At 73.6% G+C, this 24727-nt stretch carries 26 protein-coding genes; 11 read left to right on the forward strand and 15 right to left on the reverse strand.

Annotated features, from left to right (window positions below):
* The first annotated feature begins 33 nt into the window (after window positions 1-33).
* Complete coding sequence (locus ACZ514_RS10605; RefSeq protein ID WP_468163597.1) at window positions 34-684, forward strand: TetR-like C-terminal domain-containing protein; 651 nt, start codon at window positions 34-36, stop codon at window positions 682-684.
* Here the strand turns inward: ACZ514_RS10605 and ACZ514_RS10610 are convergent.
* The 4 genes from ACZ514_RS10610 to ACZ514_RS10625 form a co-directional block, all read right to left on the reverse strand.
* The gene (locus ACZ514_RS10610; protein ID WP_468163599.1) at window positions 681-1814 is read right to left on the reverse strand and encodes a hypothetical protein; all 1134 of its coding nucleotides are present in this window, start codon (window positions 1812-1814) and stop codon (window positions 681-683) included. The two genes, ACZ514_RS10605 and ACZ514_RS10610, sit on opposite strands and share 4 nt — an antisense overlap.
* A 30-nt stretch (window positions 1815-1844) precedes the next feature.
* Window positions 1845-2438: an HD domain-containing protein gene (locus ACZ514_RS10615; protein ID WP_469124537.1), complete on the reverse strand. Its 594-nt coding sequence runs from the start codon at window positions 2436-2438 to the stop codon at window positions 1845-1847.
* A 9-nt stretch (window positions 2439-2447) separates the two neighbouring features.
* Entirely contained in the window at window positions 2448-3749 is a 1302-nt protein-coding gene (gene codA / locus ACZ514_RS10620; protein ID WP_468163603.1) for a cytosine deaminase, read from the reverse strand.
* A gap of 93 nt (window positions 3750-3842) precedes the next feature.
* The gene (locus ACZ514_RS10625; protein WP_388933421.1) at window positions 3843-4010 is read right to left on the reverse strand and encodes a hypothetical protein; all 168 of its coding nucleotides are present in this window, start codon (window positions 4008-4010) and stop codon (window positions 3843-3845) included.
* Between the two features lie 109 nt (window positions 4011-4119).
* On the opposite strand from ACZ514_RS10625, the gene ACZ514_RS10630 reads away from it, so the two are divergent.
* Entirely contained in the window at window positions 4120-5955 is a 1836-nt protein-coding gene (locus ACZ514_RS10630; protein ID WP_469124538.1) for a S9 family peptidase, read from the forward strand.
* 43 nt (window positions 5956-5998) lie between these two features.
* A complete protein-coding gene (locus ACZ514_RS10635; protein ID WP_469124539.1) occupies window positions 5999-6892 on the forward strand; it encodes an SURF1 family protein in 894 nt (297 codons plus the stop codon).
* On the opposite strand, the gene ACZ514_RS10640 is transcribed toward ACZ514_RS10635, so the two are convergent.
* The 7 genes from ACZ514_RS10640 to ACZ514_RS10670 all read right to left on the reverse strand — a co-directional run bounded on the left by ACZ514_RS10640 (window position 6870) and on the right by ACZ514_RS10670 (window position 13249).
* Window positions 6870-8009 (reverse strand): hypothetical protein, encoded by a 1140-nt coding sequence (locus tag ACZ514_RS10640; protein WP_469124540.1) that lies wholly within the window; start codon window positions 8007-8009, stop codon window positions 6870-6872. The genes ACZ514_RS10635 and ACZ514_RS10640 overlap by 23 nt on opposite strands.
* Window positions 8006-8758 (reverse strand): SigE family RNA polymerase sigma factor, encoded by a 753-nt coding sequence (locus ACZ514_RS10645; protein ID WP_469124691.1) that lies wholly within the window; start codon window positions 8756-8758, stop codon window positions 8006-8008. Before ACZ514_RS10645 ends, ACZ514_RS10640 begins: the two co-directional genes overlap by 4 nt.
* Window positions 8759-8975: 217 nt before the next feature.
* Window positions 8976-10046, reverse strand: a complete 1071-nt coding sequence (locus tag ACZ514_RS10650; RefSeq protein ID WP_468699466.1) for an aspartate-semialdehyde dehydrogenase — start codon at window positions 10044-10046, stop codon at window positions 8976-8978.
* Complete coding sequence (locus ACZ514_RS10655) at window positions 10043-11323, reverse strand: aspartate kinase (protein WP_007264986.1); 1281 nt, start codon at window positions 11321-11323, stop codon at window positions 10043-10045. The genes ACZ514_RS10650 and ACZ514_RS10655 overlap by 4 nt, the downstream gene beginning before the upstream one ends.
* A 215-nt stretch (window positions 11324-11538) precedes the next feature.
* Window positions 11539-12186, reverse strand: a complete 648-nt coding sequence (locus ACZ514_RS10660) for a DUF5063 domain-containing protein (protein ID WP_468163618.1) — start codon at window positions 12184-12186, stop codon at window positions 11539-11541.
* Window positions 12179-12778: a recombination mediator RecR gene (gene recR, locus ACZ514_RS10665; RefSeq protein ID WP_363057095.1), complete on the reverse strand. Its 600-nt coding sequence runs from the start codon at window positions 12776-12778 to the stop codon at window positions 12179-12181. Before recR ends, ACZ514_RS10660 begins: the two co-directional genes overlap by 8 nt.
* A gap of 126 nt (window positions 12779-12904) precedes the next feature.
* Window positions 12905-13249, reverse strand: coding sequence for a YbaB/EbfC family nucleoid-associated protein (locus ACZ514_RS10670; protein ID WP_388933403.1), 345 nt, complete (start codon window positions 13247-13249; stop codon window positions 12905-12907).
* A gap of 274 nt (window positions 13250-13523) precedes the next feature.
* On the opposite strand from ACZ514_RS10670, the gene ACZ514_RS10675 reads away from it, so the two are divergent.
* Window positions 13524-14249: an SLATT domain-containing protein gene (locus ACZ514_RS10675; RefSeq protein WP_468163620.1), complete on the forward strand. Its 726-nt coding sequence runs from the start codon at window positions 13524-13526 to the stop codon at window positions 14247-14249.
* A gap of 188 nt (window positions 14250-14437) precedes the next feature.
* Here the strand turns inward: ACZ514_RS10675 and ACZ514_RS10680 are convergent, their stop codons facing one another.
* The 3 genes from ACZ514_RS10680 to ACZ514_RS10690 all read right to left on the reverse strand — a co-directional run bounded on the left by ACZ514_RS10680 (window position 14438) and on the right by ACZ514_RS10690 (window position 17322).
* The gene (locus ACZ514_RS10680; protein ID WP_468163622.1) at window positions 14438-15088 is read right to left on the reverse strand and encodes a hypothetical protein; all 651 of its coding nucleotides are present in this window, start codon (window positions 15086-15088) and stop codon (window positions 14438-14440) included.
* Window positions 15089-15189: 101 nt separating this feature from the next.
* A complete protein-coding gene (locus ACZ514_RS10685; protein WP_468163624.1) occupies window positions 15190-15861 on the reverse strand; it encodes a GntR family transcriptional regulator in 672 nt (223 codons plus the stop codon).
* A gap of 108 nt (window positions 15862-15969) precedes the next feature.
* The gene (locus ACZ514_RS10690; protein WP_468699464.1) at window positions 15970-17322 is read right to left on the reverse strand and encodes an aminotransferase class III-fold pyridoxal phosphate-dependent enzyme; all 1353 of its coding nucleotides are present in this window, start codon (window positions 17320-17322) and stop codon (window positions 15970-15972) included.
* 163 nt (window positions 17323-17485) lie between these two features.
* Here ACZ514_RS10690 and ACZ514_RS10695 point away from each other — a divergent pair, with 163 nt between their 5' ends.
* The 5 genes from ACZ514_RS10695 to ACZ514_RS10715 all read left to right on the forward strand — a co-directional run bounded on the left by ACZ514_RS10695 (window position 17486) and on the right by ACZ514_RS10715 (window position 21825).
* Entirely contained in the window at window positions 17486-18115 is a 630-nt protein-coding gene (locus ACZ514_RS10695) for a DJ-1/PfpI family protein (protein ID WP_468163629.1), read from the forward strand.
* Complete coding sequence (locus ACZ514_RS10700) at window positions 18108-18584, forward strand: MarR family winged helix-turn-helix transcriptional regulator (RefSeq protein WP_468163631.1); 477 nt, start codon at window positions 18108-18110, stop codon at window positions 18582-18584. Before ACZ514_RS10695 ends, ACZ514_RS10700 begins: the two co-directional genes overlap by 8 nt.
* Before the next feature lie 278 nt (window positions 18585-18862).
* Entirely contained in the window at window positions 18863-20647 is a 1785-nt protein-coding gene (locus ACZ514_RS10705) for a serine/threonine-protein kinase (protein WP_469124541.1), read from the forward strand.
* 81 nt (window positions 20648-20728) lie between these two features.
* The gene (locus tag ACZ514_RS10710; RefSeq protein ID WP_468699462.1) at window positions 20729-21184 is read left to right on the forward strand and encodes a nuclear transport factor 2 family protein; all 456 of its coding nucleotides are present in this window, start codon (window positions 20729-20731) and stop codon (window positions 21182-21184) included.
* Between the two features lie 5 nt (window positions 21185-21189).
* Window positions 21190-21825, forward strand: coding sequence for a LysE family translocator (locus tag ACZ514_RS10715; protein WP_469124542.1), 636 nt, complete (start codon window positions 21190-21192; stop codon window positions 21823-21825).
* 16 nt (window positions 21826-21841) lie between these two features.
* Here the strand turns inward: ACZ514_RS10715 and ACZ514_RS10720 are convergent, their stop codons facing one another.
* Window positions 21842-22321: an HIT family protein gene (locus ACZ514_RS10720; protein ID WP_468163639.1), complete on the reverse strand. Its 480-nt coding sequence runs from the start codon at window positions 22319-22321 to the stop codon at window positions 21842-21844.
* A 265-nt stretch (window positions 22322-22586) separates the two neighbouring features.
* Here ACZ514_RS10720 and ACZ514_RS10725 point away from each other — a divergent pair, with 265 nt between their 5' ends.
* Window positions 22587-23516 (forward strand): alpha/beta hydrolase, encoded by a 930-nt coding sequence (locus ACZ514_RS10725; protein WP_469124543.1) that lies wholly within the window; start codon window positions 22587-22589, stop codon window positions 23514-23516.
* On the forward strand, window positions 23509-24720 hold the full coding sequence (locus ACZ514_RS10730) for an acyltransferase family protein (RefSeq protein ID WP_469124544.1): 1212 nt from the start codon (window positions 23509-23511) through the stop codon (window positions 24718-24720). The genes ACZ514_RS10725 and ACZ514_RS10730 overlap by 8 nt, the downstream gene beginning before the upstream one ends.
* Window positions 24721-24727: the final 7 nt, after the last annotated feature.

Below are 24727 nucleotides of genomic sequence, written 5' to 3' on the forward strand. Positions count from 1 at the left end.
CGCCGTCCACATGTAGCGAGGAATCGAGAGCCCATGCCTTCGGAAACCGAACCGCCTCCGCCGCCCAAACGCAGCACCTACCGCCACGGGAACCTGCGCAACGCACTGCTCGAAGCCGCCCTGGAACTGGCGCGCGAGGGCGGACCGGACTCCGTCTCGCTCCGCGAGGCCACCCGGCGCGCGGGGGTGTCGCCGAACGCCGCCTACCGCCACTTCGCCGACCGGGGCGCCCTGGTGCACGGGGTCTCCCAGGCCGCGATGGCCCGGGTGGCCCTGGCCATGGAGGCGGAGATCGACGCGCTGCCCGCCGCCGGGACCCCCGCCGAGCGGGCCCGGGCCCGCTTCCGGGCGGTCGGGACGGGCTACATCCGCTTCGCCGTGACCGAGCCGGGCTGGTTCCGGACGGCCTTCCACGTCCCGGACGACATGACGTACGCCGCCGACGCCACGGCCGCCGGGGCGGGCGGGCTCACACCGTTCGAGCTGCTCGGCGCCTCGCTGGACGCCCTCGTGGAGACCGGCGTGCTGCCGGAGTCCCGTCGCCCGGGCGCGGAGTTCCTCGCCTGGTCGGCGGTCCACGGCCTGGCCTCCCTGATCATCGACGGCCCGCTCCGCGGCATCACCCCGGAGCAGGCCCACGAGGCGGGCCAGGACGTGATCACCATGATCGAGCGGGGGCTCTAGAGAGGGGCTTGGGGGGCGACCCCCTCGAGGAGCTCGAGCCACAGGTCCATCGTGGGTGCCTCCGGCTTGTAGGGGCCGCGGCCGGGCCGGACGGCCCGGTAGCGGCCCACCAGGAGCTCGGCGGCAGCCTCCGTCGCGGCGGGCAGCCGGAACGAGATGGCCTCGTCCCACCGGTAGCCCGAGCGGAGGTCGTGGAGCGCGTCCAGGGGCAGCCGGCGGCACGCCATCCAGCACACGAGGGCCGGGGCGTACTGGATGAGGTGCCCGTGCCCCCGCTTGAGCCGCCCGGGCAGGGAATCCAGAGCGGCCCGCGCCCGCTGCCAGGCCTCCATCGCGCGGACGACACCGAGCGGCGTCACTCCCGCGTGGAACAGCTGCCCGTAGAGGGCGGAGCCGATGCCGCCCCACAAGGCCTCGCGTCCCTCGGGCGTGGCCGCCAGGTGCGCTGCTGCCGGGGAGCGCTGGGGCGCGAGGCAGGCCAGGGACTGGGTCACCTCGGCCATGGTGAAGTGCTCACCGCGTGGGCCTGTGGTGACGCCGCGGCGCGGGTCGAACGTGCCCTTCTCCCAGTCCGCGTCCATCAGCCGCAGGACGTGGGGGCACCGGATCAGACCGTCCTGCGCAGTCGAGGGGTTCAGGTAGCGATCGGCGGCGTCGTACAGGACCCGCGCCCGTCGGCGCTCCTTGCCGCAGAGGATCTCGACCCGGAGAACGGCCTGTTCGAGGTTGGCGGTCGGCAGGCACCCGACGGCTTCCGCGATGATCCGCAGCCGCTGCAGTCCGTCGATGCACTCCGGCCCGATGACGTGGATGTGATCGGAGAACGCCCCCGGCTCGGGGACCAGCTCGACGGCATCGGCGCCCAGCACGATGTGCCCCACGAACCCGAAGTCCGCGGGGCGGTGACGCAGCATCGCGGCCAGCCCGAGGTTGGGTTCGCTGTCCGTCAGGAACCCCCGCCGGGCCCGAAGGCGGCGCGCGCTGTCCACGGAGGCCGCGAGCGGGACGAGATCGGCGGCTCTGACGTCGACGACCCAGCCACGGCTCAGCTGCGCGAAGCTCAGGGGTCGGAAGGACAGCGTGGCCGCGTCCGAGAAGGGGTACTGCGCTGACGGGTGGGTGGGGTTCACGCACCGCTCAACGCGGCGGCCTGGCGGGCGTTACGCGTCCAGCGGGTTGGCGGCTATGCGCTTGGCCGCGCCGCCCGCGACGTAGGCCGCCGCCGCGCAGGTGGGCTTGCGGCTCGCCTGGTCCTCGACCAGGGCGAGGAAGGACGGGCCGAAGCCGAGGCGGGGGCAGTGCTCCAGGAGGCCCGTCAGGAAGGACGGGTCGAAGTCGGGCACGCGCAGGCCCGACACGTCCGCGCTCGTGCCGACCTGGAGCAGGTGGCTCTCCACGTCCTGGGCGGAGGTGACGTCGTCCCGCATGTGCAGCACGATGACCTCTTCCGCGCGGGCGCGGCGGGCCGGGGGCCAGCCCAGGCCCGCCGTGAAGACCCGGGCCACGTGTCCGCCGGCCTCCTCGAAGGGCAGGGTGTGGCTGTCGAAGGGCGCGGTCAGGCCCAGATCGTGGAGCAGGGCGCTGACGTAGAGGAGTTCGGCGTCGTACGCGAGGCCGTGCACGCGCGCGTACTCGGCGCCGAAGGCGTAGGAGCGCACGGAGTGGTTGAGGAGGGCTGCGTCGGCGTACTCCGAGGCGATCTCGAAGGCCGAACGGGCCGTGTCCGAGTCAAGGTTGTGAAGGGTCCACGTCATGGACCGACCTTAGACGCGTGGGCTGAAGTCCACCTCCGACGGGCCCGCCTCCCCCGGCCACCACAGCCGGGCCGGTGCGGGCGGGGTTTCGGCGAGGACGCTGCCGCGCGAGACCACGTACCGGGGCCGGACCTGCCGGCGGATCGCCTCCTCGGGGCCGGGCGCCGGGAGGAGGACGAAGGAGGCGGGGGCGCCCGCCGCGATGCCGTACGCGGAAGGGGGCAGCCCGAGGACGCGGGCCGCGCGGTCCGTCACCATCGAGAACGCGAGCGGGATGTCGTCGGCGCCGGTGAGCTGGGCGGCGTAGAGGCCGACGAGTGCGGTCTGGAGCGGGTTGGCGGTGCCGAGCGCGTTCCAGGGGTCCATCACGTCGTCGTGGCCGAAGGCGACGTTGACCCCGGCGGCCAGCATCTCCTTGACCTGGGTGAGGCCGCGCCGCTTGGGGTAGGCGTCGAAGCGGCCCTGGAGGTTGAGGTTCGCGAAGGGGTTGGCGACCAGGTTGATGCCGGAACGGGCCAGCAGGCGCTGGAGTTTGAAGCTGTAGGCGCCGTTGTAGGAGCCCATGGCCGTGGTGTGGGAGGCGGTGGCGCGCTCGCGCAGGCCCGTGCGCAGGGCCAGGGTGGCGAGCACCTCCACGAAGCGGGACTGCTCGTCGTCGATCTCGTCGCAGTGGGCGTCCACGCGCAGGCCGTGTTCCTCGGCCACCGCGAAGGCGGTCCGCAGCGAGGCGACGCCGTCCTCGCGGGTGTCCTCGAAGTGCGGGATCGCGCCGACGACGTCCGCCCCGCGCGCGACGGCCTCGCGCAGCAGCACCTCGCCTCCGGGGAAGGAGACGATGCCCTCCTGGGGGAAGGCGACGATCTGCAGGGTCATGATGTCCCGCACCCGGTCACGGACTTCCAGCAGCGCGTCGAGCGCGGTGAGGGACGGGTCGGTGACGTCGCAGTGCGTACGGACGTGCAGCACGCCGTTGGCCGCCTGCCAGCGCAGCACCTCGGTGGCCCGCGCGACCACGTCCTCGCGGGTCAGGGTCCGTTTGCGCTCGCTCCAGCAGGCGATGCCCTCCCAGAGCGTGCCGGAGACGTTCGGGCGGGGCTGCCCGGCGGTCAGGGCGGTGTCCAGGTGGATGTGGGGTTCGACGAAGGGGGCGGTGAGCAGTCCGCCGTGGGCCTCGATGAGCACGCCGGTGGCCGGCGGCTCCTTCTGGTCGTCGTGCGGGATCACCCGGGCGATCCGGCCGTCCTCGTTGACCTCGACGTCGGACAGGCCGTGCTCGTGCAGCAGCCGGGCTCCTCGGACGATCATCCGCATGCGGCCCAGGGTACGCACGCGGCCCGGCGTTTCACGTGAAACAACGCACACCCCTCGTTTCACGTGAAACGCGCCGACTGACGGGTGCCGGGCTCAGCCCCGCTTGGCCTGTGCCTTCTGCTGCATGCCGCGCGTCTTCGCCGAGAGCGACTGGGCCTCCCTGCCCGCCGCCTTGGCGCGTGCCTCGGCCGCCGTGTTCTTCGCCAGCGCGCGTTCGGAATCCTGGTGGCCGTGGTGCCCGGTACGAGCCTTCTTGGCCATGATCAACACCCTCTCGGAAACGCTCGTCGTACGCACACCACCATGCGCCCGTTCGGCGCACTCGGCATCCCGGCCGCCCGGTGCGGCACGAGCCGTGAGAATGGAGCGCATGACCAGCGACAGCGACCTGACCCCCGGCACCGACTCCGCTTCCGGGATGCCCGACTGGGAGAAGCGCTTCCGGGCGCCGCGCGTGGGACTGCCCGACTGGGCCGAGGACGCCCCGGACCGCTCGCTCTTCGTCTCGAACGCCACCGGGACCTACGAACTCTACGCCTGGGACCGGGCCACCGGTACGCAGCGGCAGGCCACCGACCGCCCCAACGGCACGACCGACGGCGCCCTCTCCCCCGACGGGGAGTGGATCTGGTGGTTCTCCGACACCGACGGCGACGAGTTCGGCACCTGGGTCCGCCAGCCCTTCGCGGGCGGACCCGACGAGCCCGCCACGCCCGGGCTGGAGCCCGCCTATCCGGCCGGGCTCGCCATCGGCCGTGACGGCACGGCGGTCGTGGGGCGGTCCACCGACGAGGACGGCACCACGATCCACGTCGTACGCCCGGGCGGCGGGGCCCCGGAGGTGATCTACCGGCACCGCGAGTCCGCCGGAGTCGGCGACCTGTCCCGCGACGGGACCTTGCTCGCGATCGAGCACACCGAGCACGGCGACGCCATGCACTCGGCCCTGCGCGTGGTCACCCTCGACGGCGCCACCGTCGCGGAACTGGACGATTCCCGGGGCGGCACCGAGGAACTCGGCCTGGAGGTGCTCGGCTTCGCCCCGGTCGCCGGGGACACCCGGCTGCTCGTCGGGCACCAGCGGCGCGGCCGCTGGGAGCCGATGGTGTGGGACGTGGCCACGGGGTCCGAGGAGGACCTGGCCATCGACCTGCCGGGCGACGTGAGCGCCGAGTGGTACCCGGACGGGACCGCGCTGCTCATCGCGCACGACTTCGAGGCGCGCAGCGAGCTGTGGCGCTACGACCTGGCCGCGCGGGAACTCGTACGGGTGGACACTCCGCCGGGGACCGTGTCCGGTGCGACGGCGCGCCCGGACGGCACGGTGGAGTACCAGTGGTCCTCGGCGGCCGAACCGGCCGCCGTACGGTCCACGGCCGGAGGCGTCGTCCTGGACCCTCCGGGCATGCGTCCGCCCGGCTCGGTACCGGTGGAGGACGTGTGGGTCGAGGGACCCGGCGGGCGGATCCACGCGCTCGCCCAGCAGCCCGTGGGCCACGGGGACGGCCCGTTCCCGACGATCTTCGAGATCCACGGCGGTCCCACCTGGCACGACTCCGACGCCTTCGCCGCGACCCCGGCGGCCTGGCTGGACCACGGTTTCGCGGTGGTGCGGGTCAACTACCGGGGCTCGACGGGCTACGGCCGTGAGTGGACCGACGCCCTCAAGCACCGGGTCGGCCTGATCGAACTGGAGGACATCACGGCGGTCCGCGAGTGGGCCGTGACCTCGGGCCTCGCGGATCCGGCGCGGCTGGTGCTGTCCGGCGGCTCCTGGGGCGGCTACCTGACGCTGCTGGGCATCGGCGTGCGGCCCGACGACTGGGCGGTCGGGCTGGCCGCCGTACCGGTGGCGGACTACGTGACGGCGTACCACGACGAGATGGAGGCCCTGAAGTCCCTGGACCGCACCCTCTTCGGGGGCACCCCGGAGGAGGTCCCGGAGCGCTTCGAGGCGTCCTCGCCGCTGACCTACGTGGACGCGGTGAAGGCGCCCGTGCACATCGCGGCGGGCGTGAACGACCCGCGCTGCCCGATCCGGCAGATCGAGAACTACGTGGACCGGCTCGCGGCGCGCGGCGCGGTGCACGAGGTGTACCGGTACGACGCGGGGCACGGTTCGCTGGTGGTGGAGGAGCGCATCAAGCAGGTCCGGATGGACCTGGAATTCGCGCTCAAGCACCTGCCGCGGGGCCTGCCGCGCTGACCCGGCACCGGAGCGCCGGTGCAGCCCCCGTACCGTTGGTGGGGTGCACCGGTTTCTCCTGACCCCGCGCTGGTGGGGGATCAACGTCTTCGTCGCGCTCGCCATCCCCTTCTGCCTGTTCATGGGGACGTGGCAGCTCGGCCGGTTCGAGGACCGCGTCGGCAGCCACAAGGAGGCGGCGGCCGAGCGTCCCGCCAGCCGGGCGGCCGCCCCGCTGGACTCGCTGCTCCCGGTGGACACCACGACCTCCGGACAGCTCGCTTCCACGGCCGGAGAGTACGGACAGCAGCTCCTGGTCCCCGAACGGGAACTCGACGGGAAGCCCGGCTTCTACGTCCTGACGCTGCTGCGCGCCGACTCCGGCAAGACGATTCCCGTGGTCCGGGGCTGGCTGCCGGGCACGGCGGACCCGGCGAAGGCACCGGCCCCGCCGGCCGGGCGGGTCGAGGTGACGGGGGCCCTCCAGTCCTCGGAGAGCTCGAGCACCAAGGGCGTGCACGCGCAGGGCGGGCTGCCGCCGGGCCAGCTCGGGGTGATCAGTGCGGCCACGCTGGTCAACCTGGTGCACGATCCGCTGTACGACGCCTGGCTGACGGTGCCGACGCCGGCGGACGGCATGACCCCGGTGCCGGCGAAGGCGCCGGCCAACACCGGGCTGGACCTGAAGGCCTTCCAGAACCTGGGCTACACCGGCGAGTGGTTCGTCTTCGTCGTCTTCGTGCTCTTCATGTGGTTCCGGCTCTACCGGCGCGAGGTGGAGACCCTGCGCGACGCGGAGGCGGGGCTCCTGCCGGCCGGGGCTCCTGCCCCGGCGGCGCGGGCGGCCGGGGAACCGGCGTCGGCACCGGCCGCGGAACCGGCGTCGGCACCGGCTGGGGAACCGGCACCGGCACCGGCCGGGGAACCGGCACCGGCTACGGCGCGCCCGGCGGAATGAGCCCCGTCCGGTAGACCGTGCCGCCGCAGGCCTCCGGGATGGTGGTCTGGGTGACGGGAGCACCCGTGCCCGGGACGTGGGAAACCTCCACTCCGGCACCCTCAGGGTTCCCGGAACCGCTCTGCGGGTCCTTGGCCGGCGCCTCGTCCGCGCCCGTGGGCTCGCCGGCGCCGGCCGTGCCGCCCGCGGCACCGCCCTGCTCTCCGCTGGCGGGCTGCGGCTTGAGCGACGGGCCGGGCGTGGCCGCCGGGCAGGACTGGGCGGACGGCACCCAGGCGAACCGCACCTCGTAGGCACTGTTCGGCTGGAGCAGCACGACCGGTGCCTCGGCGGACGGGTCGGGGAGCAGCGCGCTCGCAGGGTCCCCCGCCGTGTGGCCGGTCACCGTCACCGGCGGCGCGGCCGCCTGCGCGGGCGGCGGGCCGGCGGGGGCCACCGAGGCGGCCGTCACGGTGTCCGGGCCGGAGACCGTGCACCCGCGGGCGGAGACGTTGGTGACCTTGAAGCTGCCGTAGACCTTGCCGTCGCTCCCGGGCGGCCGGGCGCTGCCCGACACGCCCAGCTGGTCGGCCGTGCACCCCGGCGCTCCGGGCCCGGCCCCCAGGGGCGGCAGCGGGCCGTGGCCGGCGCCGTCGGCGGGGGCGCCCGTTCCGGTGCTGGAGGGACCCGCCACCGCGCCGCCCGAGGGGGAGCCGCTCGCCCGGGGGGACGGGCGCCCGGCGCCGGCGTCCCGGCCCGTGCCCGCGGACGCCACCGGCCGGGGCCCGGCCACGTCCCCGAAGTCGTTCCCGCGGGGGCCGGAGAGGTCGCCCGGCTTGCCGTCCTGCGACTGCCCGTGACCGGCCATGGCCGAGTGCCCGGCCGCCGTCCCCTCGTCGGAGCCCAGGTGCAGCGCGGCCGGGACCGCGGTGCCGGCGAGCAGCGCAGCGGCGGCCGTGGCGAGGAGGGCCTGCCGTTTACGGGCCCGGCGGGCGGGCACCGCGTGCCGCAGCCGTTCCAGGGCACCCTCGGAAGGCTCCAGTCCACGAACGGCCCCGGCCAGCAGGCCGCGCAGCGCCTGCTCGTCGGCCGTGACCGTCCCGGCGGGGCCGGGCGGGTTCGTGCGGTCGTCCCTCATGACTGCGCAGCCTCCATCGCCACCCTCAGCGCGGCAATGCCCCGCGATCCGTACGCCTTGACCGAGCCGAGCGATATGCCGAGCGTCTCGGCTACCTGGACCTCCGTCATGTCCGCGAAGTAGCGCAGGACGAGCACCTCGCGCTGACGGCGCTGGAGTCCGCGCATCGCCCTGATCAGGTCGTCGCGCTCCAGCTGGTCGTACGCCCCCTCCTCCGCGCTGGCCATGTCCGGCATGGGCTTCGACAGGAGCTTGAGCCCGAGGATGCGGCGGCGCAGCGCGGAGCGCGAAAGGTTCACCACGGTCTGACGGAGATAGGCCAGGGTCTTGTCGCGGTCCCGTACCCGCTTGCGGGCCGAGTGGACGCGGATGAAGGCCTCCTGGACCACGTCCTCGCAGGAGGCGGTGTCGTCGAGGAGGAGCGCGGCCAGGCCGAGGAGGGAGCGGTAGTGGGCCTGGTAGGTCTCGGTGAGGTGGTCGACGGTGGTACCGGCCACGACCGGCCGCTCGCCGACATCGCCGACGTCACCGGCATCCCCGACGGCTGCGGTATCGGCCGGTACCAAGGCCTCCGGCGGGAGCGCGCCGGCCGTCTGCGGGCTCGTCGGGGTGTCCGCGCTATCGCGGGGCGAGGGCACGCGGCCGCCCCGGGTCGGCGGTGCGAGGTGCGGCACGCTGGCCGGCGGGACGGGCACGATCACGGGGAAACCGCCGCCGGGCGCGCCTGGGCGCCGCCGCGAGCCGACGATCCCGCTGCGCGCCGGTAGGACGGCCACGTCCAACAGTGCCTCTGCCACGCCCGTTGGACACGCGTCCCCCCGTCAGGGTTGTACGCGCGAGGCAGAGTCTTCAGCAATTTTCCGATTGCCTTCATGCGTACCCGCTCTTCCCGATTGCCCCGTTCATCCAGGCGGCAGTCGGACCATCACCTTGATCAAGGGATCGCCACCGATCCTACAAAGCGAATTACGCGAATTCACCCGCGATCAGTTCCGAGATCTGAGTCGCATTCAATGCCGCGCCTTTGCGTAGATTGTCCGCACACACGAAGAACTCCAGGGCCCTCGGATCGTCGAGCGAGCCCCTCAGCCGCCCCACCCAGGCCGGATCGGTCCCGGCCGCGTCGGCCGGGGTCGGGAACTCCCCCGCCGCCGGGTCGTCGACGAGCACCACGCCCGGCGCGGCCTCCAGGACTTCCCGGGCGCGCACCGCGGCCACCTCCCGCTCGAAGCGCGCCCGCACCGTCAGGGAGTGCCCGGTCACCACGGGGACCTGTACGCAGGTCACGGCGACCGGCAGCGATTCCAGGCCGAGGATGCGCCGGGTCTCCGCCCGTACGGCCAGCTCGTGCGAGGACCAGCCGTCCGCCCGCAGCTCGCCGGACCACGGCACCACGTTCAGCGCGAGCGGCGCCGCGAACGGCCCGGTGTCCTCGCCCACGGCGCGGCGTACGTCCCCGGGCAGTTCCCCGAGGGGACTGCCGGCGACCTGGGTCAGCTGTCTGCGCAGCGCCTCCGCGCCGGCCCGGCCCGCCCGGCTCGCGGCCTGGTAGGAGGAGACGACCAGGTCGGCCAGCCCGTACTCGGCGTGCAGCGCGCCCACGGCGGCGATCATCGCGGCGGTCACGCAGTCCGGGCCCGCGACGATCCCGCGCGGCCGGTTCCGTACGGCGTGGGCGTTCACCTCGGGCACCACCAGGGGCACCCCGGGGTCCTCCCGGAAGGCGGCGGACTGGTCCACCACGACGGCGCCGCGCGCGGTGGCCACGGGGGCCCAGCGCGCCGACACCTCCGGCGGCGTCAGGAACAGCACGACGTCGCCGGCGCCGAGGCCCTCGAAGGCGTCCTCGGTGAGCGCCACCACCTCGGTCTCCTCGCCGCGGACGGCCAGCATCCGGCCGGCCGAGCGCGGGGAGGCGATCAGGCGTATGCCGCCCCAGACGTCCGCCCGCTGGGACAGGATCTGGAGCAGGATCGATCCGACCGCTCCGGTCGCCCCGACCACGGCGAGCGCCGGGGCCGACCGGTGCGGGCTCATCGTCCGGTGCCTCCGTAGACGACGGCCTCGTCGCTGTCGGAGTCGAGGCCGAAGGCCGTGTGGACGGCGATCACGGCCGCGTTGACGTCGTCCTGGCGGGTGACGACCGAGATGCGGATCTCGGACGTGGAGATCAGCTCGATGTTGACCCCGGCGTCGGACAGCGCCTGGAAGAAGGAGGCGGTGACGCCCGGGTTGGTCTTCATGCCCGCGCCGACCAGGGAGATCTTGCCGATCTGGTCGTCGTAGCGCAGGGAGTCGAAGCCGATCTGCGCCTTCGCCTTCTCCAGGGCGTCGATGGCCTTGTGGCCCTCGGTCTTGGGGAGGGTGAAGGAGATGTCCGTGAGGCCCGTGGAGGCCGCCGACACGTTCTGGACGATCATGTCGATGTTGATCTCGGCATCCGCGATGGCGCGGAAGATCGCCGCGGCCTCGCCCGGCTTGTCCGGAACGCCGACGACGGTGATCTTGGCTTCGGAGACGTCATGGGCGACTCCGGAGATGATGGCGTGCTCCACCTGCTCGTCCCCTTGCGACTCGGGCTTCTCGTTGCTGACCCAGGTACCCGGCAGTCCGGAGAAGGACGAACGGACGTGGATCGGGATGTTGTAGCGGCGCGCGTACTCGACGCAGCGGTGCAGGAGCACCTTCGAGCCGGAGGCCGCCAGCTCCAGCATGTCCTCGGAGGAGATCCAGTCGATCTTCCGGGCCTTCTTCACGACGCGGGGGTCCGCGGTGAAGACGCCGTCGACATCGGTGTAGATCTCGCAGACCTCGGCGTCCAGCGCCGCGGCGAGCGCGACGGCGGTGGTGTCCGAGCCGCCCCGGCCGAGGGTGGTGATGTCCTTGGAGTCCGCGGACACTCCCTGGAAGCCGGCGACGATGGCGATGTTGCCCTCGTCCAGCGCGGTGCGGATACGGCCCGGCGTCACATCGATGATGCGCGCTTTGTTGTGGACCGAGTCGGTGATCACGCCCGCCTGGCTGCCCGTGAACGACTGGGCCTCGTGGCCCAGGTTTTTGATCGCCATCGCCAGCAGGGCCATGGAGATCCGCTCTCCGGCGGTCAGCAGCATGTCGAATTCACGCCCGGCAGGCATCGGGGATACCTGCTCGGCGAGATCGATCAGCTCGTCCGTCGTGTCGCCCATCGCGGAAACCACGACGACCACCTGGTGGCCGTTCTTCTTGGCGTCCACGATCCGCTTGGCGACGCGCTTGATGCCTTCGGCATCGGCTACGGAGGAGCCTCCGTACTTCTGCACGACAAGGCCCACGTGCGCTCCTCGCTCGGTCCGTCTCATTTGCTGGTGCAGTCTAACGAGCGGCCGGGATCCGACCGCCTCGTGCCACATCATGAGATGAAAAGATCAGCGGAACGGTTGCCCCCGGACACCATCAACCGGCCGGAACCACCATCAACCGGCCGGAACCACCAGGAACCGGCCGGAACCACCAGGAACCGGCCGGAACCACCCGGTCGTCGCGCCCGCTACTTGCGGCCCAGCTGCCCGAGCTCCTCGGCCATGACCGCGCCGGCCTGCTCCGCGAGGTCGTCCTCGGTCATGTCCTCGTCCGTGTCCAGGCCGTCCAGGGCCGCGAGCGGCTGGTCGAGGCGGACGTGGGCGATCAGCGACTGGAGGGCGCGCAGCATGGCGGAGGCCGTCGGGCCCCAGTTGGTGAAGTAGGAGAACTGCCACCACCACAGGGCCTCGGTGACCCGGCCCGCCTGCAGGTGGATGAGCCCGTGCCGCAGGTCGGCGACCACGTCCGCCAGGTCGTCGGAGATCCGGTGCGCGACCGGGGCCTTGCGCGGCTCGTAGGGGTCGAAGACCTCGGAGTAGACGTCGACCGGCTCCAGCATCAGGGCGAACCGCTCGCGCAGGTCGTCCACGTCCGGCTCCGGGCCCAGGTCGGGCTCGTAGCGCTCCTCGGGGAGGACGTCCTGGTACGCGCCGAGCCGGCCGCCCGCCAGCAGCAGCTGGGACACCTCCAGGAGGAGGAAGGGAACGGCGCTGTCCGGGTCCTCGCCCTTGGCCACCTCGGTGACCGCGACGATGAAGGACTCGATCTGGTCCGCGATCTGGACGGCGAAGTCGTCCGGATCCTGGCCCTGGGCGTGCAGCGTTGCGTCAGACATCGAGAAGTCGCCTTCCTTCAAAGGCCCGCCCGAGCGTGACCTCGTCCGCGTACTCCAGGTCTCCCCCGACGGGGAGCCCGCTGGCCAGGCGGGTGACCTTCAGGCCCATGGGCTTGATCATGCGGGCGAGGTAGGTGGCGGTGGCCTCGCCCTCCAGGTTCGGGTCGGTCGCGAGGATCAGCTCGGTCACCGTCCCGTCCGCCAGTCGCGCCAGCAGCTCCCGGATGCGCAGGTCGTCGGGTCCGACGCCCTCGATCGGGCTGATCGCCCCGCCGAGGACGTGGTACTTGCCCCGGAACTCCCGGGTCCGCTCGATCGCGACGACGTCCTTCGGCTCCTCGACCACGCAGATGACCGTCGTGTCCCGGCGCGGGTCACGGCAGATCCCGCACCGCTCCTCCTGCGCCACGTTCCCGCAGACCGCGCAGAACCTGACCTTGTCCTTGACCTCCAGCAGTGCGTGCGCCAGGCGCCGCACGTCGGTGGGCTCGGCCTGCAGGATGTGGAAGGCGATCCGCTGCGCGCTCTTGGGCCCGACGCCGGGCAGCCTGCCCAGTTCGTCGATCAGGTCCTGGACCACGCCTTCGTACAACGGACTGCCTTCTTTCGTGTCGGGCGGGAGGGGTGTCTACGGGGTTTCGCGGGGTTTCGCGGGGATCCGCCGGTCTCCGCGGGGGTCTGGGTCTGGGGGCGGCGGGAGGTCTGCCGGGCGGCGGGACTAGAACGGCAGACCGGGGATGCCGCTGCCGCCGCCCAGCGCCTGGGTCAGCGGCCCCAGCTTCTGCTGCTGGAGCGCCTGTGCGTTCTCGTTGGCCGCCTGGACCGCCGCGACCACCAGGTCGGCGAGGGTCTCGGTGTCCTCCGGGTCCACGGCCTTCGGGTCGATGACGAGGGCGCGCAGTTCGCCGGAACCGGTGACGGTCGCCCTCACGAGACCGCCGCCGGCCTGGCCCTCGACCTCCGCCACGGCCAGTTCCTCCTGGGCCGCCGCGAGGTCCTGCTGCATCTTCTGGGCCTGCTGAAGCAGCTGCTGCATGTTGGGCTGGCCACCACCGGGAATCACAGGTACTCACTCCGTACGTCACAACGGCTGCGGATCGCCTTCGGGGAAGGCTCGGTCAATCCGAGCCTACGTGCTCCCCGGGCGCCGCGCCCTACGCCGGGAGGACCAACTCTTTCGGGTGAGAAGCCGGGCGTGCGCGTCCCTGATGAAGCCCTCCTTGCGGGCGGAAAACGCGGGATTCGTTGTCCATCGCGTGTCATTCGAAGGTAGGAAGAGCATGCGCACCATTGCGCACACGCGCATCACACGTCAGCGCAGGCAGAGGGAGTGCCGGGTGAGTCAGCCGGAGATGCAGCCCGAGGGGCCACCCCGGGATCCCGCAGAGGACGGCGACCTCACCGGGCGGCCGTTCCCTCTCGGGGACTGGGGAGAGCCCGCCGAGCGGCTCGACGAGCTCTACCGGCGGGTGGAGGCCGATGCGCTGCGCACGGCCGAGTGGTACCTGTCCGACCGGGCCTGGAAGCGCCGGGGCGCGCGGACGCTGCGGGCGGGCGCGGCCGTCGGCGCCGTCACGGGCGCGGCGATGCCGCTGCTGGAGCTGACGGGCTCCGCCCCGGGCGCGGCCTCGTACGGCTACCTGTCGCTGCTGCTGGCCGCGGCCTGCCTGGCCTGCGACCGGTTCTTCGGGCTGACCTCCGGCTGGATGCGGGACGTGGCGACGGCGCAGGCCGTGCAGCGGCGGCTGCAGACGCTCCAGTTCGACTGGGCCTCGGAGAACGTGCGCGAGGTACTGGGACCCACCGAGGGGACGGCCAGTGAGGCCGCCGAGCGGTGCCTGACGGTGCTGCGCCGCTTCTCGGAGGACATCACGGAGCTCGTGCGCTCGGAGACGGCCGACTGGATGGTGGAGTTCCGGGCCGGGTCGGCGCCGCTTCTGATGCAGTCCCTGGCCGGGGCGCCCGCCCGCCCGGACCCGGGCGTCCCCCCGGCCCGTTTCCCGCTGCCGCCGGGCACCCGCCCCAACATGCCCCGGCAGCGGCCCCCGGAGCAGCCGCGCTGAGCACGGGGACGCGCCGCTCTCGGGACGGCGCGCCGGTGCACCGGTGGGGCGGGGCAGGCGGGTCAGGCGGGTCAGGCAGGGCAGGCGGGTCAGGCGGGTCAGGCAGGGCAGGCGGGTCAGGCGGGTCAGGCGGGTCAGGCAGGGCAGGCGGGTCAGGCGGGTCAGGCAGGGCAGGCGGGTCAGGCGGGTCAGCTGAAGATGATCATCGAGCCCTGGCCCAGGCTGCGGGTCGCCGCCGCGTGCAGGCCCAGCCACACGTGCCGCTCCCGGGCGAAGGGGCTCTCGTCGTACGGCACGGGTCCCGCGGGCTCCTCCAGCGAGGTCGGCCCCCCGGGCGGCGCCGGAGCGGCGGGCGGGTTCGCCGGGTCTATCCCGATCGCGGGGGCGACGAAGGCGAGCTCCCGCAGCAGCCCCTGCGCCGAGCCCAGCGGGCCGCCCCCGGCCAGCAGCTCCTCGTTCGCCAGCGGAGCCGCGAAGTCCACCGGGACGTACGCCCCCGCGTGGTCGTAGTGCCACACCAGGTGCGACTGCTGCGCCGTGCCCTCGAACATCTCCAGCAGCTGCTCGTAGTCCCCGCCCAGCTCGTCCACCGGCGTCACCGGCAGCCCGCAGACCTGGAGCAGGTACGCCCGCCGCAGGAAGTGCAGGGCGTCGTAGTCGAAGCCGGCCACCGGGGCCACGTCCCCGCTCAGGCCCGGCATGTACGCGAACACGGGCACCGACGGCAGACCCGCCTCGCCCAGCGCCTTGTCGTACGAGGCGATCTCTTCCGCGAAGGGGTTGTCGGGGCTGTGGCACAGCACGTCGACAAGAGGGACCAGCCACAGGTCACAGGCCACGTGGGCTCCGATCAGTCGTTGCCGCCGATCGGGCCAGGGTAATGCTCCGGACACGCTCCGCGAAGGGGTGCGGGGGGACCTAGCCGGGCGGGCCGGCGGCGTCAGAGGCTCGCGGCCCAGTCCAGCCCGTGCTGGTTGTACGCGCGCACGATGCGCCGTACCTCGTCGGCGTCGGCCAGCGTCACCGCGTCCACCAGCTCGTTGTGCCCGTCCCAGAGCGCGGCGCGCAGCTCGGGGGCCTCCTGGAGGTGGGGCACCGAGAAGACCCAGCACTGCACGCGGATGCGGTGCAGGAAGTCCGAGATGTAGGGGTTGCCGACCAGCTCGCTCAGCTCCCGCCAGAAGCGCAGGTCGTAGCCGATCAGCACTTCGAGCGAACCGCTGCGCGCCGCCCGCCGCGCCTCCTCCGCACGGCGGCGCACGGAGACCAGCAGTTCTCCCGTGCCGAGCGGGGCGCCGCGCTCGACGAGCCGCCGGAAGATCCCGTCGAGGACCAGCGTCCGGGCCTCGATCATCCCCCGGAAGTCGTCGACGGTGTAGACCCGCACCCGGAATCCCCGGTGCTGCACCGACTCCAGCAGTCCCTGCGCCGAGAGGTCGACCAGCGCCTCGCGGACCGGGGTGGCCGAGACCTCGTACTGCTCGGCGATCTGTTTCACCGTGAACTCGGTCCCCGGAGGGAGACGCCCCGCGAGCACCTCGTCACGCAGCGCGTCCGCTATCTGCTGCCGAAGCGTGTTGCGGGTGACACCTCCGCTCCGGCTGCCTGGCATAAGGGTCCGTCTCCTCCGTAGAACTTCGGACACCTTAGGCCAGGCAACGCGGCCGAAACCGAGCGGTCTAGAGCCGGTATGCGGATATGTCGCCCGCTGTCCGGACCCTCACGCCCCGACCGTGTGGCGGTCGGCCACCGTCAGCGCCTCGTCGAGGAGGGCCAGGCCTTCCTTGGCCTCGGCCTCCGTCACGGTGCACGGCGGGACGACGTGCGTCCGGTTCATGTTGACGAAGGGCCACAGCCCGGACGCCTTGCAGGCGGCCGCGAATTCGGCCATGGGGGCGTTGGCGGCACCCGAGGCGTTGTACGGGACGAGCGGCTCGCGCGTCTCCTTGTCGCGTACGAGTTCCAGCGCCCAGAAGACGCCGAGCCCGCGGACCTCCCCGACGGAGGGGTGCCGCTCGGCGAGGTCGGCCAGCCCCGGGCCGATCACCTCGGCGCCGACGCGGGCGGCGTTCGCGACGACGCCCTCCTCCTCCATGGTGTTGATCGTGGCGACGGCGGCGGCGCAGGCCAGGGGGTGGCCGGAGTACGTCAGCCCGCCCGGGTAGGGGCGGGTGGCGAAGGTCTCGGCGATGGCGGCGGAGATGGCGACGCCGCCGAGCGGCACGTAGCCGCTGTTCACGCCCTTGGCGAAGGTGATCAGGTCGGGGGTGACGTCCCAGTGGTCGGCGGCGAACCAGGCACCGGTGCGCCCGAAGCCCGACATGACCTCGTCCAGGACGAAGACGATGCCGTGGCGGTCGCAGAGCTCGCGCACGCCGGCCAGGTAGCCGGGCGGCGGGGTCATGATCCCGGCCGTACCGGGCACCGACTCGAGGATGATCGCGGCCACGCTCTGCGGGCCCTCGAAGGCGATCGTGTCGGCGAGGTGGGCGAGGGCGCGCTCGCACTCCTCGGCCTCGGTGGTGGCGTGGAAGGGCGAGCGGTAGAGGAACGGTCCCCAGAAGTGGACGACACCGGCGGAGGCGGTGTCCGAGGGCCAGCGGCGCGGGTCGCCGGTCAGGTTGATCGCGGCGGCGGTGGCCCCGTGGTACGAGCGGTAGGCGGAGAGCACCTTCTGACGGCCGGTGTGCAGCCGGGCCATGCGGACGGCGTTCTCCACGGCCTCGGCGCCGCCGTTGGTGAAGAAGATCTTGTCGAGGTCGCCCGGGGTGCGCTCGGCGATGAGGCGTGCGGCCTCGGAGCGGACGTCCACGGCGAAGCCCGGCGCCAGGGTGCAGAGCCTGGCGGCCTGCTCCTGGACGGCCGCGACCACCTTGGGGTGCTGGTGGCCGATGTTGGTGTTGACCAGCTGGGAGGAGAAGTCGAGGTAGCGGTTGCCGTCGTAGTCCCAGAAGTACGAACCCTCGGCGCCGGCCACGGCCAGCGGGTCGATCAGGGACTGGGCGGACCACGAGTGGAAGACGTGAGCGCGGTCGGCGGCCTTGACGGACGCGCCGGTGACATGAGGGGTCATGCGGTCACGCTAGAAGTGCGCAGGTCGGAAGGGATATCGGCGGACTGTATGCGGGTGGGGGGCGGCTCTCGGCAGTCTGTCTGCCGGCGCGGTCATTGACAGCACACTCCCAAAATGACAGCCTACTGTCATAAACTTCGTCCTGCGTCCGGAGGCGAGCACCATGACCGAGACCCCCGCCAAGCCCGTCCACCTCGCGGTCTACGACACCTGGGCGGACTGGGAGACCGGCCACACCACCGCGCACCTCGCCCAGCGCGGCCACGCGATCCGCACCGTCGGCTTGGCCGCCGGCACCCCCGTGACCACGATGGGCGGGGTCCGGATCCTGCCCGACCTGTCCCTCGCCGACCTGCGGCCCGAGGACTCCTCGCTGCTGGTCCTGAGCGGCGCCGCCCTCTGGGACACCGGCGACGACCTGGCCCCCTTCGCGGCCAAAGCCCGCGAGTTCCTGGCGGCCGGAGTGCCGGTCGCGGCCATCTGCGGAGCCACGGCGGGCCTCGCGCGGGAGGGCCTGCTGGACGACCGCCCGCACACCAGCGCCGCCGCGTCCTACCTCGCGGGGCAGCCCGGGTACGGCGGCGCCGGGCAGTACGCGGAGGCCGACGCCGTGACGGCGGGCGACCTGATCACGGCCGGTCCGACCGAGCCGGTGGCCTTCGCCCGCGAGGTCTTCGCCCGGCTCGGGGTGTACAAGCCGGACGTGCTCGACGCCTGGTACCGGCTCTTCCACGACTCCGACGCGAGCGCGTTCCCGGTCCTCATGGCGGCCGCGGAGGCGGGCGATGCCTGACCCGCTCTCCGTGCCGGCCCGGCAGGACCTCCTCAGCCGCACCGCGCTCGGCGTCTTCCGGCTCAACGGCCAGTTCCTCTCCGTCTCGGAGGAACTGGCCCGCCCGGCCGGACTGACGGCCGCGCGCTGGCAGGTGCTGGGCGCCGTACTGCGGGAGCCCCTGCCGGTCGCCGGCATCGCCCGCGCCATGGGGATCACCCGGCAGAGCGTGCAGCGGGTCGCCGACCTGCTGGCGGCCGACGGTCTCGCCGAGTACGTCCGGAACCCGGCCCACCGGCGCGCGAAGCTGCTCCGCCCGACGGAGGCGGGCCGCGCGGCGATCGCCCGCATCGACCCGGGCCACGCGGAGCTGGCGACCCGGCTGACGGCGGCCCTGGGGGAAGCCGGCCTGGCCGAGACGGCCGCCGCGCTGGAACGCCTCTCGGCGGCCCTGGCGGCCATCGCGTCGGAGGACGAGGACGCCTCCTGAGCCCCGCGGCCATCGCGTCGCGGGACGAGGACGCCTCGTGATCCCCGCGGCCATCGCGTCGCGGGACGAGGACGCCTCGTGAACCCCGCGGCCATCGCGTCGCGGGACGAGGACGCCTCCTGAACCCCGCGGCCATCGCGTCGCGGGACGAGGACGCCTCCTGAACCCGGCGGGCGGCCGTGGCCATGGCCGCGCGCCCGCCGGCTCCCTCCCGCCGCGGGCCGCACCGCACTACGCTCGGCCCGTCCGGCCGCCCAGGGGGAAGGGACCACCCGGCGATGGAACAGCTCCACCCCGCCGATCCGCACCACATCGGCCCCTACCGCCTCCTGTCCCGGCTCGGGGCCGGCGGCATGGGGCAGGTCTACCTCGCGCGTTCCGATCGCGGCCGCACCGTCGCGGTCAAGCTCGTCCACCCCGGCCTGGCCCTCCGCGAGGAGTTCCGCTCCAGGTTCCGCCAGGAGGTCGCCGCCGCCCGGCGCGTCGGCGGCGACTGGACCGCGCCCGTCCTCGACGCCGACACCGAGGCGGCGACCCCCTGGTTCGCCACCGGCTACGTCGCCGGACCGAGCCTGCGCCAGGTCGTGGCCCACGACTTCGGCCCGCTCCCCGCCCGCACGGTACGGATCCTCGCGGCCGGACTCGCGTACGCCCTCCAGGACATCCACCGCGCCGGGCTGATCCACCGCGACCTGAAGCCCTCCAACGTACTGCTCACCCTCGACGGCCCCCGCGTCATCGACTTCGGAATCGCCCGCCCCCTGGAGGACGCCGACAGCGGGATGACCCGGGCCGGCGAACTCATCGGCTCGCCCGGGTTCATGGCCCCCGAGCAGGTGCGCGGCGAACCGGTCACCCCGGCCTGCGACGTCTTCTGCCTCGGCGCCGTCCTCGCCTACGCGGCCTCCGGACGGCTACCGTTCGGCGACGCGGAACACCCCGGCGGGACCGCCGCGCTGCTGCTGCGCATCGTCGAGGCCGAACCCGACCTGGGCGGCGTACCGGCGGGGCTGCGTGAGCTCGTCGCGGACTGCCTGCACAAGGATCCCGCCGCGCGGCCGGACCCGGAGGCCGTCCTGGCCCGCGTGGGGGCCGGCGACACGGTGTCCGACGGGCGGGCCCTGGAACCCTGGCTGCCGACACCGCTCGTGGCGCAGCTGGGGCGGCAGGCCGTGCGGTTGCTCGACCGCGAGGACGCCGGGCCGGCGTCCGCTCCCGGCGCGGGGCCGGGCGGCGTCACCCCGTGGGCCCCGACGGTCCCGGGTGGCTCTGCGGTTCCGGTGGCCCCTGTGACCCCGTCGGTTCCTGTGGCTCCTGTGGCCCCGTCGGTTCCTCTGGTTCCTTTGGACGCGGCGGCCACGGTGGCCTCGGTGGCCCCTCCCCCCTCAGCCGTCCCGCCTTTACCGCCCGCGCCGGCCGCGGGCTCCGCCACCACTCCCTTCCCGGCCGGCTTCCCGGGCCACGGCCACCACCCCTACGGGCCGCCGCCCGCCGTTCCCCCGTCCCGCCCGGGGACCGCGTCGACGGGGTTCCTCGCCGCCGTCGCGGTCGTCGTCGCCGCGGCCGCGGGAGGCACGGTGTACGCCGTGATGAGCGAGGACCCCACGTCCCCGCCGCCGGTGACGGCCACCGGCAGTCCGGGCGCCCCGGGGCCCGGATCCGCTTCCGGATCGGGGTCCGGGTCCGGGTCCGGTTCCGCATCCGCTCCGGCCGCCGGCAGCCCGGGAAACGGGACCCCGGCGGGCCGGCTCCCGCAGGCCTACGCCGGCACCTGGCGGGCCACCTCCGGCTCCACCAGCTGGCGCCTCACCCTCACGCCCGGCGCCGTCGGCGACTCCGTCATGACCCTGCGGGTCGAGAACCCGGCGTACTCCTGCTCCTGGCGGGCCTCTCTGCGCAGCGCCCCGGACCCGGTGGAACTCGACGCCTCCACCGTCACCTCCGGAACCCCTCCCACCTGTACCCCGGGTGGCTGGAGCCGACTGCTGCTGCTGTCCGACGGAAGCCTGCTCCGCGAGCTGGACGGGGGAGCCAACCCCCCTCTCAGGTATGACAGGGAGTAGCGGGAAGCCGTTTGTGTCGAAGTCAATAAGCCTGCAAACAGACCTTGTTGCGTACGAGGCGCCCATCGCACACTGCGGCACATGGAGCCCTTGAAGGTAGTGGCACGACTGTGGGAGCGGATCGAGGCACGCGACTGGGACGGCGTGGCCGGGCTCGTCGCCGAGGACGCGGTCATCGAATGGCCGGTCAGCGGTGAGCGGATCGTCGGCAGAACCAACTTCATCGCCGTTCTCAGGGACGAGGCGGACGGCACGGGCGGCGCGGGCGGAGCCGTCGGCGCGGACGGCACGGGCGGCGCGGACGGCGCCGAAGAGCGGTCCATCGGCTCGGTCGAGGTCCTGCGCATCCTCGCGGACGGAGACCTCGTCGTCACCGAGGTGGAGATACCCGAGGACCACGTCCTCTACCGGGCGGTATCACTGTGGACGGTGCGCGACGGACAGGTCGTCGGAGCGCGCGAGTACTGGACGAGCCCTGGACAGGACCCTGCGCCCCGCTGGAGAGCCGTTTACGTCGAACCCCTGGTGGCAGACTGAGCCGTGTGCTCACGCAACTCGCCGCGGCCACCGGCGTCCTCGCCCTGCTGACCCTCGTGCCCGGCCCCGACATGGCCATCGTGACCCGGCGGGCCGTCTCGAGGGGACGGGCCGACGGGCTGCGCACCGTCGGCGGGATCGCCGCCGGGCTGCTGCTGTGGGGCGCCCTCACGGTGGCCGGGCTCGCGGCGCTGCTCGCCGCCTCGGCCGAGGTGTACCTCGTGGTCAAGCTGGCGGGAGCGGCGTACCTCTGCTTCCTCGGCGCGCAGTCCCTGCGCCGCCCGGGCGCCGGGGCCGTCCTGGACGACGCCGCCCCCGAACCGGGCGGCCGCACCACGCGCGGCCGGGGCGGTGCCTGGCGCACCGGCCTGGTCAGCAACGCCCTCAACCCGAAGATCGCCGTGTTCTACACCGGTCTGCTGCCCAGCCTCGCGCCGCCGGACCTGAGCCCGGCGGCGGGGATGGCGCTCCTCGTCCTGGTCCACGTGCTGCTGACGCTCGCCTGGCTGGGCACGTACGTCTACGTCCTGTCGCGCGCGCGGCGGTTCTTCACGCGGCCGCGCGTCCGCCGGACGATGGACCGGGTGACGGGCATCGTCCTGATCGGCTTCGGCGTGCGCGTGGCCACGTCCTCGACGTAGCTCCCGGGTAGGGGGCCTAGGCGAGCAGGCGGTCGAGTTCCTCGGTGATGGCGGTCCTCGTCCCGTCGTGGCGGGGTGCCAGCGCGTGGCGGTCGCCGCGCCAGCACTCCTCGTCCTCGTAGAGCCAGACCGGCATCCGGACGAGGTCCTCGGGCTCCCAGTCGTAGCGGGGCCAGATGTGGGCGTGCAGGTACGGGTCGGTGTTGCCGAGGATCTCGATGTTCACGCGGCGGAAGGCCGGGTCGAGCCGCGCGCAGGCGCGCTCGACGGCCTCGGCGAGCCGCTCCAGGTCGGTGAGGTAGGCGACCCGGCGCGCCGGGGCCAGCTCCGAGAGGCGGGTCACGGCGGGATCGTCGGTCAGCAGCACCGAGTACCCGGGCAGGAACTGCCGGTCCCCGATGACCGCGAATCCGGCGTCGAGGCGGCGCAGGACGGTGGGGTTCTCGCCGCGGTGGGCGCTGCCGATGCGGTCGCGGCGCCAGTCGGTGTCGTTCATCCCTAGACCCTAACCGGCGGCCCCAGCAGGCCCGTTTGCCGTCGGCGCTGCTGCGGGGCGGGGTGCTGGTGCGTCGGCGCCGGGCTCGTGAACCGGTGGAGAGCGGCTGTGCGCTGGCTCTCGGGTACTGCCGGTCATACCTGAGAGCCACCTCTGAGGTCCGCTCCGCAGCGTGACGCCGACGAGGGGTCCCGATTCCTAACTTCGTTCGCGGGAGCGGGCACCTGCCCGTCCTTGGGGCGAAGGACAGGAAGAGGAACCCGACATGAGCACTGGCAACCGTCTCCGCCGCACCCTGCTCGCCGGTCTCGTCGCCGCGGCCGTCGTGCTCCCGGTGTCCGCCGCCGCGTCCCCGCGGATCCCGGCACCGGTGCCGGGTGCCGTCCCCGAGTCCGCCACCCCGCAGACCCGGTACGCGGCCGCCCTCGCCGGCATCACCGAGGCGGCGCGGACGGCCGCGGACGCGGGCCACGACGGCCGGGCGTCCAGGCTGCGCGAGATGGCGGGCTCCGGAGCGCAGTTCCTCGCCTTCGACGGCCGCGGACAGGGCCGCGCGATAGAGGTGTTCGGCGATCTGGGCGGTGCGGACCGGATCGCGGTCCTGGTACCGGGTTCCGATACGAACCTGGACACCTACCAGCGTTTCCGCGAGGGGGCGCGCTCCCTCGAGCAGCGGCTCCGGGCCGAGCATCCGCGCTCGGCGGTGGTGGCCTGGCTGGGTTACGACACGCCGGCCACGGTGAGCACCACCGTCCTGACCGCCGCCCGTGCCGACCGGGCCGCGGCCGAACTGCGGGTCTTCCTCTCCGGGTTGCGGGGCCTGATCCCGGCCGGTGCCCGGGTCTCCCTGCTCTGCCATTCGTACGGCTCGGTGGTCTGCGGGCGGACCCGTACCGGTCCCGAGGTCACGGACATGGCCCTGTACGGCAGCCCGGGCACGGGAGCGGCCTCCGTCTCGGAGCTGCCGACCACCGCCCGGGTGTGGGCCGGGCGGGGTTCCGGTGACTGGATCGGCGGGGTTCCCCACGTCCGGCTCGGCGGGGTCGGGTTCGGCACCGATCCGGTGGATCCCGCGTTCGGGGCGCGCCCCTTCGCGGCGGGCTCCGCCGGGCACAGCGACTACCTCAGGCCCGGCACCGAGTCCCTCGTCGGCCTGGCCCGCGTCGTCCTCGGAACGGAGGCCCCGCATGCGTAGGCTGCACCGCCGCTGGGCGGACCTCGCGGACCGCGTGGACAGCGCGACCCCGGCCCACCGGGACCGGTCCGTGGACGCCCTTCGGGCGCTGGCGATCCTCGGGGTGGTCCTCGGGCACTGGCTCGTGACCTCGCTGACCAGTACGGACGGGGGTCTGCGCGGGACGAGTCCGCTGGCCCACATGCCCTGGCTGGCGCCGGTCTCCTGGGTGTTCCAGACCCTGGCCGTGTTCTTCCTGGTGGGTGGGCACGTCGCGGCCCACGGCTACGCGGCGGCGCGGGCGCGCGGGATCACGTACGGGAGCTGGGCCGGCCGGCGGCTGGGCCGGCTGTTCCGTCCGGTGGCGGCGGTGCTCGTGCTGTGGGCCGTCGTGGCGGCCGGGCTGATGCTGGGCGGCGCGGAGTGGGACACCGTCCGGACCCTGCTCCGGCTGGTGTGGTCGCCGCTGTGGTTCCTGCTGGTGTTCGCCGCGCTGACCGCGGCCACCCCGCTGGTGGCCCGACTCAGCCCGCTGTGGCCCGTGGCCGTGGTCGCGGGCGTCGACGTGTGGAGGTTCGGCCTGGGCGGGCCGGAGTGGATCGGCTGGGTCAATGTCGCGGCGGGCTGGCTCGTCCCCTACACCCTGGGCGCCGCCTGGGCCGGGGGCTCGTTCACCCGGCGCCGTCCGGCCCTGCTGCTGCTGGGCGGGGGCGCGGCCGCCACCGCCGCACTGGTCCTGTGGGGTGGATATCCGGCGTCGATGGTGGGGGTGCCCGGGGCGGCGGTGTCCAACCTGAACCCTCCGACGCTTGCCGCCGTGGCCTTCGGGCTGGCCCAGTGCGGGCTGGCCCTGCTGGTGCGCGGTCCGCTGGCGGGGGCCATGCGGAGCCGGCCGCGGACCTGGGCGAAGGTGGCCCTGATGAACCTGTCCGCGATGACCGTCTTCCTCTGGCACCAGACCGCGATGATGTCCGTCACCGCTCTCGGGCTGCTGGCCCCGTCCGACCTGCCCGGCCTGCACACGGTTCCCGGCACGGCGGGCTGGATAGCCGCCCGGCTGCTGTGGCTTCCGGTGTTCGCGGCGGCCCTGGCCGTCTGCTGGGCCGCTTTCCACGTCCACGAGCGGCCGCGCGGCCGCCGGTCCCCGCGGACGGTCCGCACCGGATCGGCGTCGCGGCCCCGCGGCCCCCTGAGTCCGTCCGGCCGGGAGACCGCCCATGCCTAGTCTGGCC

This window comes from Streptomyces sp. NPDC034086, assembly GCF_055575515.1.